Annotated in this window: 17 protein-coding genes; 7 read left to right on the forward strand and 10 right to left on the reverse strand. The window is 64.6% G+C overall.

Going from position 1 to position 14,404, the window contains the following annotated elements; all coding sequences use genetic code 11:
• Positions 1-177: 177 nt before the first annotated feature.
• Together ACK543_RS08290 and ACK543_RS08295 are read right to left on the reverse strand one after the other, a co-directional pair.
• Entirely contained in the window at positions 178-654 is a 477-nt protein-coding gene (locus ACK543_RS08290) for a molybdenum cofactor biosynthesis protein MoaE (RefSeq protein WP_409942372.1), read from the reverse strand.
• A 49-nt stretch (positions 655-703) separates the two neighbouring features.
• Positions 704-934 (reverse strand): hypothetical protein, encoded by a 231-nt coding sequence (locus tag ACK543_RS08295; protein ID WP_409942373.1) that lies wholly within the window; start codon positions 932-934, stop codon positions 704-706.
• A gap of 92 nt (positions 935-1,026) precedes the next feature.
• Here ACK543_RS08295 and ACK543_RS08300 point away from each other — a divergent pair, with 92 nt between their 5' ends.
• The 3 genes from ACK543_RS08300 to dapA all read left to right on the forward strand — a co-directional run bounded on the left by ACK543_RS08300 (position 1,027) and on the right by dapA (position 2,941).
• The gene (locus ACK543_RS08300) at positions 1,027-1,281 is read left to right on the forward strand and encodes a hypothetical protein (RefSeq protein WP_409942374.1); all 255 of its coding nucleotides are present in this window, start codon (positions 1,027-1,029) and stop codon (positions 1,279-1,281) included.
• A gap of 38 nt (positions 1,282-1,319) precedes the next feature.
• Positions 1,320-1,670, forward strand: a complete 351-nt coding sequence (locus tag ACK543_RS08305; protein ID WP_409942388.1) for a hypothetical protein — start codon at positions 1,320-1,322, stop codon at positions 1,668-1,670.
• A gap of 296 nt (positions 1,671-1,966) precedes the next feature.
• The gene (dapA, locus tag ACK543_RS08310) at positions 1,967-2,941 is read left to right on the forward strand and encodes a 4-hydroxy-tetrahydrodipicolinate synthase (protein ID WP_409942375.1); all 975 of its coding nucleotides are present in this window, start codon (positions 1,967-1,969) and stop codon (positions 2,939-2,941) included.
• A 57-nt stretch (positions 2,942-2,998) separates the two neighbouring features.
• Here dapA and ACK543_RS08315 read toward each other — a convergent pair whose 3' ends face one another.
• From ACK543_RS08315 to ACK543_RS08345, 7 genes are all read right to left on the reverse strand, one after another.
• Positions 2,999-3,253, reverse strand: a complete 255-nt coding sequence (locus tag ACK543_RS08315; protein WP_409942376.1) for a MoaD/ThiS family protein — start codon at positions 3,251-3,253, stop codon at positions 2,999-3,001.
• 67 nt (positions 3,254-3,320) lie between these two features.
• Entirely contained in the window at positions 3,321-4,583 is a 1,263-nt protein-coding gene (gene glp / locus ACK543_RS08320) for a gephyrin-like molybdotransferase Glp (RefSeq protein ID WP_409942377.1), read from the reverse strand.
• 22 nt (positions 4,584-4,605) lie between these two features.
• Positions 4,606-5,175 carry a molybdopterin-guanine dinucleotide biosynthesis protein B gene (mobB, locus tag ACK543_RS08325; protein WP_409942378.1) on the reverse strand — a complete coding sequence of 190 codons (570 nt, stop codon included), beginning with the start codon at positions 5,173-5,175 and terminating at the stop codon, positions 4,606-4,608.
• A 107-nt stretch (positions 5,176-5,282) separates the two neighbouring features.
• A complete protein-coding gene (gene thrC / locus ACK543_RS08330; protein WP_409942379.1) occupies positions 5,283-6,740 on the reverse strand; it encodes a threonine synthase in 1,458 nt (485 codons plus the stop codon).
• A gap of 36 nt (positions 6,741-6,776) precedes the next feature.
• On the reverse strand, positions 6,777-7,091 hold the full coding sequence (locus ACK543_RS08335) for a response regulator (RefSeq protein ID WP_409942380.1): 315 nt from the start codon (positions 7,089-7,091) through the stop codon (positions 6,777-6,779).
• 45 nt (positions 7,092-7,136) lie between these two features.
• Complete coding sequence (locus ACK543_RS08340; protein ID WP_409942381.1) at positions 7,137-8,471, reverse strand: homoserine dehydrogenase; 1,335 nt, start codon at positions 8,469-8,471, stop codon at positions 7,137-7,139.
• Positions 8,472-8,778: 307 nt separating this feature from the next.
• Positions 8,779-10,014, reverse strand: coding sequence for a pyridoxal phosphate-dependent aminotransferase (locus tag ACK543_RS08345; RefSeq protein ID WP_409942382.1), 1,236 nt, complete (start codon positions 10,012-10,014; stop codon positions 8,779-8,781).
• 155 nt (positions 10,015-10,169) lie between these two features.
• On the opposite strand from ACK543_RS08345, the gene ACK543_RS08350 reads away from it, so the two are divergent.
• The 4 genes from ACK543_RS08350 (at position 10,170) to ACK543_RS08365 (ending at position 13,680) form a co-directional block, all read left to right on the forward strand.
• Positions 10,170-10,553 carry an Mth938-like domain-containing protein gene (locus ACK543_RS08350; protein WP_409942383.1) on the forward strand — a complete coding sequence of 128 codons (384 nt, stop codon included), beginning with the start codon at positions 10,170-10,172 and terminating at the stop codon, positions 10,551-10,553.
• Between the two features lie 226 nt (positions 10,554-10,779).
• Positions 10,780-11,265 (forward strand): peroxiredoxin, encoded by a 486-nt coding sequence (locus ACK543_RS08355; protein WP_409942384.1) that lies wholly within the window; start codon positions 10,780-10,782, stop codon positions 11,263-11,265.
• A 190-nt stretch (positions 11,266-11,455) separates the two neighbouring features.
• Positions 11,456-13,291, forward strand: coding sequence for a PhoH family protein (locus tag ACK543_RS08360; protein WP_409942385.1), 1,836 nt, complete (start codon positions 11,456-11,458; stop codon positions 13,289-13,291).
• A gap of 2 nt (positions 13,292-13,293) precedes the next feature.
• The gene (locus ACK543_RS08365; protein ID WP_409942386.1) at positions 13,294-13,680 is read left to right on the forward strand and encodes a hypothetical protein; all 387 of its coding nucleotides are present in this window, start codon (positions 13,294-13,296) and stop codon (positions 13,678-13,680) included.
• 180 nt (positions 13,681-13,860) lie between these two features.
• Here the strand turns inward: ACK543_RS08365 and ACK543_RS08370 are convergent.
• Positions 13,861-14,404 (reverse strand): replicative DNA helicase (locus ACK543_RS08370; RefSeq protein ID WP_409942387.1); only part of this gene is annotated, 544 nt, incomplete at its 5' end.

Raw genomic sequence — 14,404 nt, forward strand, 5'->3', positions numbered from 1 at the left:
GAGGTCAATAATGCGGTTTACGCATTGAACCACAGGCCTAGAAAGTGCTTGGGATACCGCACCCCTCATGAGGTGTTTTACGGCCTGGAGATCACCCCCATTAAACTGCCATCTGATGCACTTTGTCTGTGAATCCGCGATTCAAAATTGCGGCGGCTTCGACCCGCCGGTGGCGCGTCAGGCGTTGCGGGCCACGATGCCCCAGCGCGCCAGCGCCGCGTCATCGCTCACGCGGGCGTCCACCCAGCGCGCGCCGGACGGGGTTTGCTCTTTCTTCCAAAAGGGCGCCTGGGTTTTGAGGTAGTCCATCAAAAACTCGCAGGCCAAAAAACTCTGGCCCCGGTGGGCGCTGGTCACGGCCACCAGAACAATCTGGTCCATCGGCTGCAGCAGCCCCACGCGGTGGATCACGCGGGCGCCCAGGATGTCAAAGCGCCGCAAAGCCTCGTCCACCATGGCCTCGATGGACTTCTCGGTCATGCCCGGGTAGTGCTCCAGTTCCAGGATCGATACTGCATGGCCCTCGTTGCGGTCGCGCACCGTGCCCACAAAGCTGCACACCGCGCCCACACCGGGCTGACCCCGGCGCAGCGCAGCCAGCTCATGGCTGAGGTCGAAGTCTTCCGTCTGGATGGAAACGCGGGGCAGGCTCATGGCAGGGCGGATTCTCGGTGCAAACAGGGGCGAACGTAGCGCACGGGCCTTATGGCGAGCGGTGCAGGCGTGGCGCGGCCAGCAAGGCGCGCTCTTCCTCCAGCACCTTATGGAGCTGGATGTGTGCCGGGGTGGGCGGCAGCCGGGCTGCCAGCGCCTGCAGCCGGGTGATGTCGCCCACCGTGGGTGCCACCTTGATCTGCGCGATGGCAGCGGCCACATTGCCGCTCTGGATGAGGGCCATCACCTTGGCGGGCCACTCGCTTTTGTGTCTGGACATGGGATCGGGCCGAAGTTGTTGCCAGCAATTGTCGTTACGATCGTTGCACTGTACCCGCACCGCCACCTGCCCCGCACCATCGCACCCCACCCATGGCCACCCAGACCATCGACACGCCCCTGTACAAGCTGTACCCGTCGCCCCGCAACACCACGCGCGATGTGTTCGAGCACCAGGTGTTCGTGCCCTACCCCTACGCGCTGATCGACCTGCCCAGCATGGACCTGGCGGGCCGCACGACGCTGTTCGCAGCCTGCCGCTTGTCCGACATGAAGATGGGCCAGGTGGTGACCTTCGAGCTGCCGGCCGACCAGGCCCGCTTTGAGCGCCTGTTCACCCCGGACTGACACGCCGACCGCCCCCTGCCTCACACGCCATACGCATGATCGAAGACGACAACCAGATCCATGTTCCGCCGTCGTTCATGGCGGTGTACTCCGACGCACGCGGCCGCCTGCGCGAGAAGGCCCCCACCGTGCGCGCCCGCTACGAGCTGTGCGAGGACCTGGCTGGCCACCTGGTAGAGCACGCGCAGACGCTCTACCACGTACAGGCGCCGTCCGAGGCCGAGATTTTGCGGCGCATTCACGCTGGCCTGTGCGCGGCAGAGTCGGGCGTATCGGTACCCGAGGCGACCTGGGTTGTGACGCGGCTGGCCGAGCTGCTGGCGTGGCCATGCCCCGAACTGCCTGCGCCTGCGGCCGACGCCACCCCATCGCCACCTGTTGCACGCTGAACACGGCGATGGCCCCAACCCAGCCTGTCTGAGCACAGCAAGCACGCGCCGCACCTATACTGAACGACATGCCCATCCACCGCGCCATCCTGACCGCCGCCATCCCCGTGGTGGCAGCGTCGTGCGTGGGCAAAACCAAAAAACCAGAGCTCATCTGACCGGAGCTGTGGTTCCGTCCGGATGAGCGACGGAACCACCTGGCAGACAGCCCCCGGCACCCTGCTCTTGCGGCCTCTCGTGCGCACACCCTGACGGTTCTTCCATCGGTCGAAACATTCAAAGGCTATTGCTGCGCCATGTCTTCCATCCTCTGTGCCTCCTCCATTTCGCCCGCCTCGCCCGCCTCGCCCGCCTTGCACGCAGGCCCGCTCCGATTCCGCGGCCTCTGGATTCCGCTGGTCACCCCGTTTCTTCATGACGGCAGCGTGGACCACGCCGCCCTTGCAGCGCTCACAGCCCGCATGCGGGCTGCCGGTGTGTCAGGCGTGGTGGCCTGCGGCTCCACCGGCGAGGCTGCAGCCTTGTCAAAGCACGAGCAGCTTGCAGTGCTGGAGACCGTGCTGCAGGCCGCGCTCGATCTACCAGTGGTGATGGGCCTCTCGGGCTACCACCTGGGCCAGACCATCGAGCAAATACAGGCCCTGGCGGCGTACCCGCCGCTGGCGGGCATTCTGGTGCCAGCGCCGCACTACATCCGGCCCTCGCAAGAAGGATTGCTGCACTGGTTCCGGGCCATTGCCGACGCAAGCGCGGTGCCGCTCATCGTCTACGACATTCCGTACCGCACGGGCGCTGTGCTGGCCACTGACACCTTGCTCAGCCTGGCCAGCCACCCGCGCATCGTCGCCCTCAAGGACTGCGCAGGCGACATGGCCAAGACACAGGCGCTGATGGCCGATGGCCGTCTGGACATCCTGGCGGGCGAAGACGCGCAGATTTTCAGCACGATGGCACTGGGCGGCGCGGGCGCCATTGCCGCCAGCGCGCACTGGCAGACGGAGCGCTTTGTGCAGCTGATGCATCAACTCGCGCATGGCGACCTGCCTGCGGCGCGCAGCACCTGGCAGGCGCTGCTGCCCTGGGTGCAAGCGTGCTTTGCCGAGCCCAACCCCGCGCCGCTCAAGGCCGTGCTGGCGCAGGCTGGCTGGATGCACAACCTGCTGCGCGCGCCGATGATGCCGGCCACACCGGCGCTCACCCAGCGGCTGCAGGCCTTGGCGGCGGGTCAGGAAAGCGGGTTGGGGGTCGCTGCCATGCACGCGGGCAGCTGATGAGGCTCTGCATCGCCATCTGCGGGCTTGGCCGGCACAGGCTCACATGGGTGATGCTCAGCCCCCGGTCACCGGCGGGAAGAACGCTACCTCCGCCGTGGTGGGCAGATCAGCCCATTCGTCGGTGAGCGTTTGGTCGAGGGCTATCCGCACGGCCTTGCCGTGCGCCAGGCTGGCGGCGTGGGCACCGCCACGCGCAATCAGCTCATCGCGCAGCCCGCCCAGCGTGGTGGCATCGGTCTCAACCACCTCCTGCGCTGCGCCGATGGCCTCGCGGATGGATGCGAAATAGCGCACGGTGATCGTTTTCATCGCCCTACCGTTTCAAAAAATCGAAGTGTCGGTCCAACCAAAACGCACACCACGAAGCCGCCGCAGTTCATGACAGGAGATCCGCGAACGTGATGTACCGCACGGTGTCGCCCGGCGCGATGGTGCACCCGGCTGGATTGTCCACCAGGCCATCGCCCCATGCGGCCGAGGTCAGCACACCCGAGCTCTGGTTGGCAAACAGCTCCAGCCCACCCCGCGCGCCACGGCGCACGCGCAGGAATTCGCGTCGCTTATCTGCCCTGGGCCACGCGAAATCGGCCGTGACCGCCATGGATGGGGGAGCCACATCGCGCACGCCCTGCAGCCGCAGCACGAACGGGCGCACCAGCAGGGCAAATGTCACAAAGCTGGACACCGGGTTGCCCGGCAAGCCCATGAAATGCGCGGCACCACCTTCACGCTGGATGTGGCCGTAGGCAAAGGGCTTGCCGGGCTTCATGGCGATCTGCCACAAATCGAGCCGCCCCAGTGACTCCACCGCCGGCTTGATGTGGTCTTCCTCGCCCACGCTCACGCCGCCGCTGGTCAAAATCAGGTCATGCGCGCGGCTGGCCTGGCGCAGCGCGTCGATGGTGGCGTCGCGCCGGTCGGGCACGATGCCGAAATCGCTCACCTCGCAGCCCAGGCGCAGCAGCATGGCGCGCAGAAAAAACCGGTTGCTGTTGTAGATGGCGCCGGGGCGCATCTGCTCGGGCGGCACGTCGCCAGGCATCACGAGTTCGTCGCCCGTGGAAAACAGCGCCACCCTGGGTCGGCGAGCCACCTGCAGCTGGTGCAGGCCGATGCTGGCGGCCAGCCCCAGCGCGGCGGGCGACAGGCGCGTGCCTGCGGCCAGCACCACGGCACCGCGGGTGACGTCTTCGCCCGCGCGGCGAATCCACTGGCCCGGTGGAGGCACCGCGTTGACCCGCACCCGCGGCGGGCCCTCTGCGCCAGGGCTGGTGCCGATGGCCTCGCAGTCTTCCTGCATCAGCACGGCGTCGGCCCCGGCGGGCACCGGCGCGCCGGTGAAGATGCGCGCAGCCGTGCCGGGCTGCAGCGGCTGGCCGGCGCTGCCTGCGGCAATGCGCTGCGACACGGGCAGCTCCAACCCCGGCGCAGTCACGTCGGCGCAGCGCACGGCATAGCCGTCCATGGAGCTGTTGTCCTGCGGCGGCACCTGCAGTGCCGAGATGCAGTCCTGCGCGAGTACCCTGCCGTCGGCATCGAAGGTGGTCACGGTATCGTGGCCGGGCAGCGGCACCGCCTGCGCCAGCAGGTCGGCCAAGGCATCGTCCAGCGGTTTCAGGGGCTTGGGTGTGGGTTTCATGGCGGGCGCTGACTCGGCGGTTTCAGGGCGTCGCGATGGGCAAGGCGGCACCGTGCACCGCCCAGTCGTATTCGAAGCGGTGCGCATGCTCCAGCAAAAAGTCGGCCACGGCGGACGGCGAGTTCAGGTCCAAGACCGGCAGGCCGGTCGGTACCGGCAATTGCGCGGGGGCGTCCGTGGCGACCGCCACCACGAAGTCGTCTTCGGGGTAGCGCACGGGGCGCGTTGGCTGGCCGGCCAGGGGCTGACGCCAGACCTCGATCTTGAGCAAGTCGCTGTCCTTGAAGCCTTCGACCAGCACCCAGTCCACGCCCTGGTACAGCTCGGCAAGCAGGTGGTGCACGCTGAGGGCGGCGGGGCGCTCAAACTCGCGCACCAGCATGAGCCGCTTGTCGGAAGCGGCCACCACCTCAAACGCACCGGCTTCGCGGTGGCGGTAGGTGTCCTTGCCGGGATGGTCCACATCAAAACTGTGGTGGGCATGTTTGACCACCGAAACGCGCAGGCCACGCAGGCGCAGCTCGGGAATCAATTGCTCGACCAACGTGGTCTTGCCACTGCCGGAAAAGCCGGCAAAACCTGCAACCTTCATCCAGCGCTCCTTGTATAGCTATGCAATTTATAGCTTTTAACCCTTACCAGACAAGCGCGTAGGGCATTATTTATCTTCAAAATCGGCCGTGGTGACCCAGAGCGGGCCTATTGCGGCACAACAGGGTTGCAGTGGCGTTCGATGTAGGCCTTGACCTGCTCCACATCGGCAGGCATGACCTGCACGCGCTTGGGCAGGGCTTCGATGCCTTCAAACTTGGCGGGGCGCTCGGGCGCGTGGCCCAGCGCCAGGGTGATGGTCTCGGCAAACTTGATGGGCAGAGCCGTCTCCAGCACGATCATCGGCACGCTGGCGTCCTGGTGGTGCTCCAGCGCCACTTTGACGCCGTCGGCGGTATGGGTGTCGATGGTCACGCCATGGCGCTTGTAGTTGTCCTTGATGGTGGCCAGGCGGTCGGCATGGGTGCTCTTGCCGCTTTCAAAGCCGTACCGGGCTGCGGCTTGGGCAAAGTGCGGGTCGGCGCTCAGGTCGAACCGGCCATGGCCCGCCAGCGCGTCGCCAAACAATGCCTTCACGCGTGCGCCGTCGCGGCCCAGCAGGTCGAACACAAAGCGCTCGAAGTTGCTGGCCTTGCTGATGTCCATCGAGGGGCTTGAGGTTTCGTGCGTGTCGGCGCTGCCGCGCACCCGGTACACCCCAGTGCGGAAGAACTCATCGAGCACATCGTTTTCATTGGTTGCCACCACCAGCTTGTGGATCGGCAGGCCCATCATGCGCGCCACATGGCCCGCGCAGACGTTGCCGAAGTTGCCCGAGGGCACGGTGAAGCTGACCTTCTGGTCGTTGGTCTCGGTGGCCTGGATGTAGCCCGCAAAGTAGTACACCACCTGCGCCAGCAGGCGCGCCCAGTTGATGGAGTTGACGGTGCCAATCTTGTACTTGCGCTTGAAAGCGAGGTCGTTGGAGACGGCCTTGACGATGTCCTGGCAGTCATCAAAAACGCCTTCGATGGCAATGTTGTGGATGTTCTCGTCTTGCAGGCTGAACATCTGCGCCTGCTGGAAGGCGCTCATGCGGCCGTGCGGGCTGGTCATGAAGACGCGGATGCCCTTTTTGCCGCGCATGGCGTATTCAGCGGCACTGCCGGTATCGCCGCTGGTGGCGCCCAGGATGTTGAGCTGCTCGCCTCGGCGCTTGAGCTCATACTCGAACAGGTTGCCCAGGAGTTGCATGGCCATGTCCTTGAAGGCCAGCGTGGGGCCGTTGGACAGGGCTTCGAGCCACAGACTGTTTTCCAGATGCCGCAAGGGCACGATTTCGCCCGTGCCGAACACCTCGGCCGTGTAGGTCTTGGCGCACAGGGCCTTCATGTCGGCGGGCGGGATATCGTCGATGTACATCGACAGAATCTGAAACGCCAGTTCAGCATAACCCTGCTTGTGATAAGCCTCGCGCAGGCGGGTGAGCATGACATCGTCCACCTGCGGGTAGTGCTCGGGCAGGTACAGGCCGCCATCGGGGGCCAAGCCTTCGAGCAGGATGTCGCAAAAGCGCTTGGATTCTTGCTGATGGTCGGCCTGGCCGCGGGTGCTGATGTATTTCATGAGGATTTCTGTCGGTGTGGGGTCCTGGCGGCTCGCTTAAAAACTGATGCCGTAGACCCGGATGTCAATGTAAAAGCGCGTGGCAATCAGTACCGTGAAGCCACCGATGAGCACCAACCAGTGCAGGAACCTGTCGTGCACGTTGTCGGTGCGTTCGAGCAGCGCGAAGTAAAGCCATGCCGCGCCAAAGCTGCCCGCACCGTTGATCAACGCATCGGTCCGCGCCAGGAAGCCCGACAGCGCCAGCGTGACCAGCACGCCGAACCAGAAAGCCAGGTGCCAGCGCGGCATGTCGACCGCAGACAGCTTGAGCAATGCCACCAGCGTGAGTACGGCAACCAGGGTGGGCATGGCGCGGCGCGGGGTTCATGATCTGGCGAACTCCGGTGGCGCGGCTCAGTTGAGCTCTTCCTTGCGGATGCGGGTGATGGGCGCCAGCACGGTGGGCAAGGCCTGCATCTGGGCGATGACGGCGTTCATGGTGCCTTCGCGGGTGTCGTGCGTGAGGATGATGAGGTCGGTTTGCGTGGACCCCTCGCCGCCCACCTCGTCGGCCTCGCGCTGCAGCACGGCGTCGATGCTCACACCGGCTTCGGCCAGCAGGCCCGTGACCTTGGCCAGCACGCCGGCCTGGTCGGCCACGGAGAGGCGCAGGTAGTAGCTGGTGACCACTTCGCTCATGGGCAGCACCGGCAGCGCATCCATCGCATCGCTGAGCGTCTGCGGCTGGAAGGCCAGATGCGGCACGCGGTGTTCGGGGTCGGCCGTGTGCAGACGGGCAATGTCCACCAGGTCGGCAATCACGGCGCTGGCCGTGGGTTCGGAGCCCGCGCCCTTGCCGTAGTACAGCGTGGACCCCACGGCATCGCCCTGCACCACCACGGCGTTCATTGCGCCTTCCACGTTGGCGATCAGGCGCTTGGAGGGCACCAGGCTGGGGTGCACGCGCAACTCGATTCCCTTGTCGGCGCGCTTGGTGATGCCCAACAGCTTGATGCGGTAGCCCAGTTGCTCGGCGTACTTGATATCAGCCGCGCCCAGGTGGGTGATGCCTTCTACGTAGGCCTTGTCAAACTGCACCGGGATGCCAAAGGCAATGGCGCTCATCAGCGTGACCTTGTGCGCGGCGTCCACGCCTTCGATGTCGAAGGTCGGGTCGGCCTCTGCATAGCCCAGGCGCTGGGCTTCCTTGAGCACCACGTCAAAGTCCAGCCCCTTGTCGCGCATTTCGCTCAGGATGAAGTTGGTGGTGCCGTTGATGATGCCGGCAATCCACTGGATGCGGTTGGCCGTGAGGCCTTCACGCAGAGCCTTGATGATGGGAATGCCACCGGCCACGGCAGCCTCGAACGCCACCATCACACCCTTGGCCGACGCAGCCGCAAAGATCTCGGTGCCATGCACGGCCAGCAGCGCCTTGTTGGCGGTGACCACATGCTTGCCAGCGGCAATGGCCTCCAGCACCAGCGCACGGGCAATGCCGTAGCCACCGATGAGCTCGATCACGATGTCGATGTCGGGGTTGGCGATGACCGCCCGCGCATCGTTGACCACCTGCACGCCATCGCCGACCACGCTGCGGGCGCGCTCGACATCAAGGTCGGCCACCATGGTGATCTCGATGCCACGACCGGCGCGGCGGCTGATCTCGTCCTGGTTGCGCCGCAGCACGTTGAACACGCCGCTACCGACGGTGCCGATGCCCAGCAGGCCTACTTGGATGGGTTTCATGGTCATAACTCGAGTGAACTGGAAATCATGGGAAATACAGACGGCCACTGCCGCATTCGGGCGACCGGGTCACAGGCAGCGGCCGTCGTCAAGCGCCACGGATGCATCCACCAGAAATCGCCGAATCGGCGGCCTTTCATGGCCGAACGCCCGGCGGGTGCGGGGGTGGTCACACGGCAGCGCCCAGGCCCGCAGCGTTGCCGCAGCCAGGGCCCACGGGGCGGTTTCCTGGCCCAGTCCCCGACGGGTCAACCGAGTGGAACGCCTCATGAAAAACCCGCAACCTGCCGTGTGGATGAGCCCCGCCTCACGCCGCTGCGCTCGGGTGGCGCTTGCGATACTGCTCCAGGAACCGCGCCACGCGCCCGATGGCATCGCGCAGGTCGTCCTCATGGGGCAGGAACACGATGCGGAAGTGGTCCGGGGCGGCCCAGTTGAAACCGGTGCCCTGCACCAGCATCACCTTGGTTTCCTGCAGCAGTTCCAGGAAGAACTGCTGGTCGTCCTTGATCGGATACACCGCCGGGTCCAGCCGCGGAAACATGTACAGCGCAGCGCGCGGCTTGACGCAGGTGACCCCGGGGATGGCGGTGATCAGCTGATATGCCAGGTCGCGCTGCTTGCGCAGGCGGCCGCCTTCGCCGACCAGCTCGTTGATGCTCTGGTGACCGCCCAGCGCGGTCTGGATAGCCCACTGACCGGGCACATTGGCGCACAGCCGCATGTTCGAGAGCATGTTCAGGCCCTCGATGTAGTCGCGGGCGCGCTTCTTGTCGCCCGACACCACCAGCCAGCCGGCGCGGTAGCCACACGAGCGGTAGCTCTTGGACAGCGAGTTGAAGGTCAAGGTGAGCACATCCTCGCTGAGCGACCCGATGGCCGTGTGCTTGGCGCCGTCATACAGGACCTTGTCATAGACCTCGTCGGCAAAGATCACCAGCCCATGGGCGCGCGCGATCTCGACAATGCCCTTGAGCAGCTCGTCAGAGTAGAGGGCACCCGTGGGGTTGTTGGGGTTGATGACCACGATGCCCTTGGTGCGGGGCGTGATCCGGGCGCGAATATCGTCCAGGTCCGGCATCCAGCCATTGGCCTCATCACACAGGTAGTGCACCGGCGTGCCCCCCGACAGGCTGGCAGCCGCCGTCCAGAGGGGATAGTCAGGAGATGGCAGCAGCAGTTCATCGCCCGTGTCCAGCAGGGCATTGGTGGCCATGACGATGAGCTCGCTGGCGCCGTTACCCAGATAGATGTCGTCCAGGGTCACGCCCTTGACGCCCTGCTTCTGGGTTTCGTGCATCACCGCCTTGCGGGCTGCAAAAATGCCTTTGCTGTCCGAATACCCCGCCGAGTTGGGCAGGTTGCGGATCATGTCCTGCTGGATCTCTTCGGGGGAATCAAAGCCGAACACGGCCAGGTTGCCGATGTTGAGCTTGATGATCTTGTGGCCGTCTTCTTCCATCCTCTTGGCCGCGTCCATGATCGGGCCCCGGATGTCATAGCAGACGTTGGCAAGCTTGGCAGACTTTTGGACGGTTTTCATGCGCTGGCGGTGGAGCTGGGGCCTTGGGCCGCCGGGGGGCGGGCTCGCTGTGGCGAAACCTATAATTTGACCACAGTTCAATCATCGGCCGGGCACTGCCGCCGGTGCGAGCCTGTGCCAGCCCGTCATCCCCGCCCTGCCCCAAGCTCCATGCCATGAAATTCCAGCCCGACCGCTCCGAAGCGCAGACCATCAGCGGCTACGGCCCAGGCTGGATCAAGGTGGACGGTGAAACCATCGCCCACAGCGTGATCCTCGGATCGAAGGGGGCTCGCCAGCCTTGGGCCTGTGCACGGTTTGACGAGCTCACCGCCGAGCATTTCGCCCAGCTCGCACAGCTCGACACCGAGCTGGTGATTTTCGGCAGTGGCAATCGCAACCGCTTCCCGCCCCCGGCTTGGCAGGCGCCGCTGATGGCACGCCGCATCGGGCTGGAAACCATGGACACGGCCGCTGCCTGCCGAACCTACAACATCCTCGCCAGCGAGGGCCGAAACGTGGTCGTCGCTCTGCTGCTTGAAGACCTGTGCCACCGCTGATGCACTCCACGGGAGACTCTTGGAAACCGCCCAAGACGCCAATGCGCAAGACAGCACGGTATTGGGTTCGAGCCAGCGCCAGCCTCACTCCGACACACTGTCTTACATTTGGTGAGCAAGGGGTTTCAGGGTAAAATCTCGGGTTGCTGTCGGGGCTGGTCACAAGAGCAAAAACGCACACAACTCCCCTTCTTACCAACGACTACACCTGAGAGATTGAACTGCTATGGCGATCGTTGTCAACAAACCCCTTCCTGAATTTGAAGCCAACGCAACCGGCGGTATCAAGGTCTCCAACACCTCCCACCTCGGCCAGGTTCTCATTCTCTACTTCTATCCCAAGGACAACACGCCGGGCTGCACGACCGAGGCCATGCAGTTTCGCGACAAGTACAAAGACTTCGTGAAAGCGGGAGCAGCGGTGTTTGGCGTCTCGCGCGACAACATGAAGTCGCACGATGATTTCAAGGAAAAGCTGGAACTTCCCTTCGAGCTGATCGCCGACACAGAAGAAAAAATGTGTCACATGTTCGGCGTGGTCAAAAACAAAATCATGTACGGCAAGAAGGTCAAGGGCATCGAGCGCAGCACCTTCCTGGTGGGTCCTGACGGTCTGCTGGTGCAAGAGTGGCGCGGCCTGAAAGTGCCTGGCCACGTCGATGAAGTCCTCAAAGCCGTGAAGTCCATCAAAGCACTCAAGAAGGCTGCCTGACTACCCTCTGGTCCCATTGAACACTGCCTTCGTATCGCCATTTGCCCTGCGCTGCTCTGTCTTGGCCTGTAGGCATAATGGTCTGATGCTCCCGGTACCCGTAACGCTTGCCTTCCAACGAAAAGCCGCCTTGGCCCCCAGGCGGCTTTTTGCTTTCTGATCCACTCCATTGACCGAGACCCTGCCACCCATGCCCCTGCCTCCCGCACCCAGCCGACGCGCTGCGCTTCTGGCGCCCGAAGCCTTCGAGATCTCCGCTCGCCCACGCGCATCCTCCGCCGACGCAGCCGAAGGAACGACCGCCGTCGCCCCCACCCGATCCCCCGCCACCGGTCGCAGTGGACGCAGAATCGACAGCGTAGCGTCGCCCACCATGCAAGAGACACCCAGCGGCATGATGCAGATCGAAACGCGCGTCCTCCACACCGATCGCGCCCAGGTTGTACCGAACCGGGGCCGCGGGGGTGACAGCAGCCAGACTCCGGTGGCAGCTGCCGTCGCAGAGACGCCGCCTCGCGGCAAGGCCCGCCGTACTGGCACCACGGCCAAGGCAGCGGTTGCACCGGCCGAATCCCCGGCACGGGCCCAATCAGCAGTGGTCGGCGGCCATGCCAAGCGCCCGAACGGCACCCGCGGCCCCGCCAAGCTCTTCGTGCTCGACACCAACGTGCTGCTGCACGACCCCACCAGCCTTTTCAGGTTTGAGGAGCATGACATCTTCCTGCCGATGATCGTACTGGAAGAACTGGATGGCCATAAAAAGGGCATGACGGAAGTCGCCCGCAACGGCCGCCAGACCAGCCGCACGCTGGATGCCCTGGCTGGCGTGCGAGGCGCGGATATCGGCTGTGGACTCAAGCTCGACTCCACGGGTCAGCAGGCCGCCAGGGGCTGCCTGTACTTCCAGACCGCGGCACTGGACTACAGCCTGCCCTCAAGCCTGCCCCAGGGCAAGGCCGACAACCAGATCCTCGGGGTGGTCGCTGCGCTTGCCAAGGCACATGCGCCGCGCGAAGTGGTCCTGGTGTCCAAGGACATCAACATGCGCGTGAAGGCGCGCGCCCTGGGCCTGAATGCTGAGGACTACCAGAACGACAAGACACTGGAAGACGGCGACCTGCTCTACTCCGGCGTGCTGGCCCTGCCGCAAAATTTCTGGTCCAAAAGCGGCAAGAACGTCGAGAGCTGGCAAAGCGGCGCGCACACCTACTACCGCATCGGCGGGCCCATCGTGCCCCAGCTGATGATCAACCAGTTCGTGTACTTTGAAGCCCCCGGCGAACCCAGCCTGTTTGCGCGCGTGAGTGAAATCCGCGAAAAAACCGCCGTACTCCAGACGCTCAAGGATTACGGCTCCGCGAAAAATGCCGTCTGGGGCGTTACCACGCGCAACCGTGAACAAAACTACGCCATGAACCTGCTCACGGATCCCGAGATCGACTTCGTGACGCTGACCGGCACGGCCGGCACCGGCAAAACGCTGCTGGCGCTCGCTGCAGGTCTGACGCAGGTTCTGGACGACCGCCGCTACACCGAGATCATCATGACCCGCGCCACGGTCAGCGTGGGCGAAGACATCGGTTTCCTGCCCGGCACCGAAGAAGAAAAGATGGGCCCATGGATGGGCGCGCTGGACGACAACCTGGAGTTTCTGGCCAAGGGCGACGGCGGTAACGCCGGCGAGTGGGGCCGCGCTGCCACCAATGAACTCATCCGCAGCCGCATCAAGATCAAGAGCATGAACTTCATGCGCGGCCGCACCTTCCTGAACAAGTACGTGATCATCGACGAGGCCCAGAACCTGACGCCCAAGCAGATGAAGACGCTGATCACGCGCGCGGGCCCGGGCACCAAGATCATCTGCATGGGTAACCTGGCGCAGATTGATACGCCCTACCTCACAGAAGGTTCCTCTGGCCTCACCTATGCCGTCGACCGCTTCAAAGGCTGGCCGCACAGCGGACACATCACGCTGGCACGCGGTGAGCGGTCGCGCCTGGCCGACTTTGCCAGCGAAGTGCTCTGAGCATGGTGGGGTGGGTCGCAGCGCTCAAACTCGTGCCATGGGGCGATGTCATTGAGGCCGCGCCCCAGATTCTGAACGCGGCCAAGAAGCTGCTCGGCACCCGTCACAGGGGCAAGGCTGACGCAACCGGCGCAGCGTCACAGGTGGGCGCAGGTGACGAAACTGCACTGCCTGCCCAGGCGCAGCTACAGCATTTGCGCGCACGCATCAGCCAGCTGGAGCAAGAGCAAATCGACGGCGCAGCGCTCATCCAGTCGCTGGCGCAGCAAAACGCGCAGGTGATTCGCGCGGTGGAAGACCTGCGTCAACGCTGCCGCCGCCTGACGCAGGCTGTCGCCGTACTCAGCGCAGCTTGTCTTGGGCTGCTGGTCTGGGCGGTGGCGTCATAACAGATCAGCGCGCCACACGCAGCAGCGGTGCGCCAGACTGGCCCGCAACGAACTCCCGAGGGGCCGGGCCGCCCGGCCTTCGCATCGCCTTAAAAACGCCGGGATGGGCACCAGAAGCTCGAATGCTATTATGTTTGTAGCATCAAACGCTTATAAATCAAGCGCAAACAGTCCTTTTGACTAGTAATCGTCCTCTGAACCCTTCGCCAGGTTTTCAAACCGCGTCTGGTTCTTCTGGAAATACAGCTTCACAGTGCCGGTCGGCCCGTTGCGTTGCTTGCCGATGATGACCTCGGCCACATTGGGCTCCTTGGAGTCCTTGTTGTAGTAGTCGTCGCGATAGATGAACATGATGATGTCGGCATCCTGCTCGATGGCACCGGATTCGCGCAGGTCGGACATCAGGGGGCGCTTGTCCGTGCGTTGCTCCACCGAGCGGTTGAGCTGCGACAGCGCGATCACCGGGCACTGCAACTCCTTGGCCAGCCCCTTCATGCCGCGCGAGATCTCGCCCAGCACCGTGGCGCGGTTCTCCTCGCTGCCGCCGCCGGAGCCGCTCATCAGCTGCAGGTAGTCCACGACGATCAGCCCGAGCGTGCCCCCGTACTGGCGCGCCAGGCGCCGCGCCCGCGCCCGAAGCTCGGCCGGATTGAGCGCCGCCGTCTCGTCGAGGATGACGGGGGCGTGCGCCAGCTTGTGCGCGGCGCCGGGCAGCCGCTGCGAC

The organism is Acidovorax sp., from assembly GCF_046341535.1.
Taxonomy (GTDB): Bacteria; Pseudomonadota; Gammaproteobacteria; order Burkholderiales; family Burkholderiaceae_C; genus Acidovorax.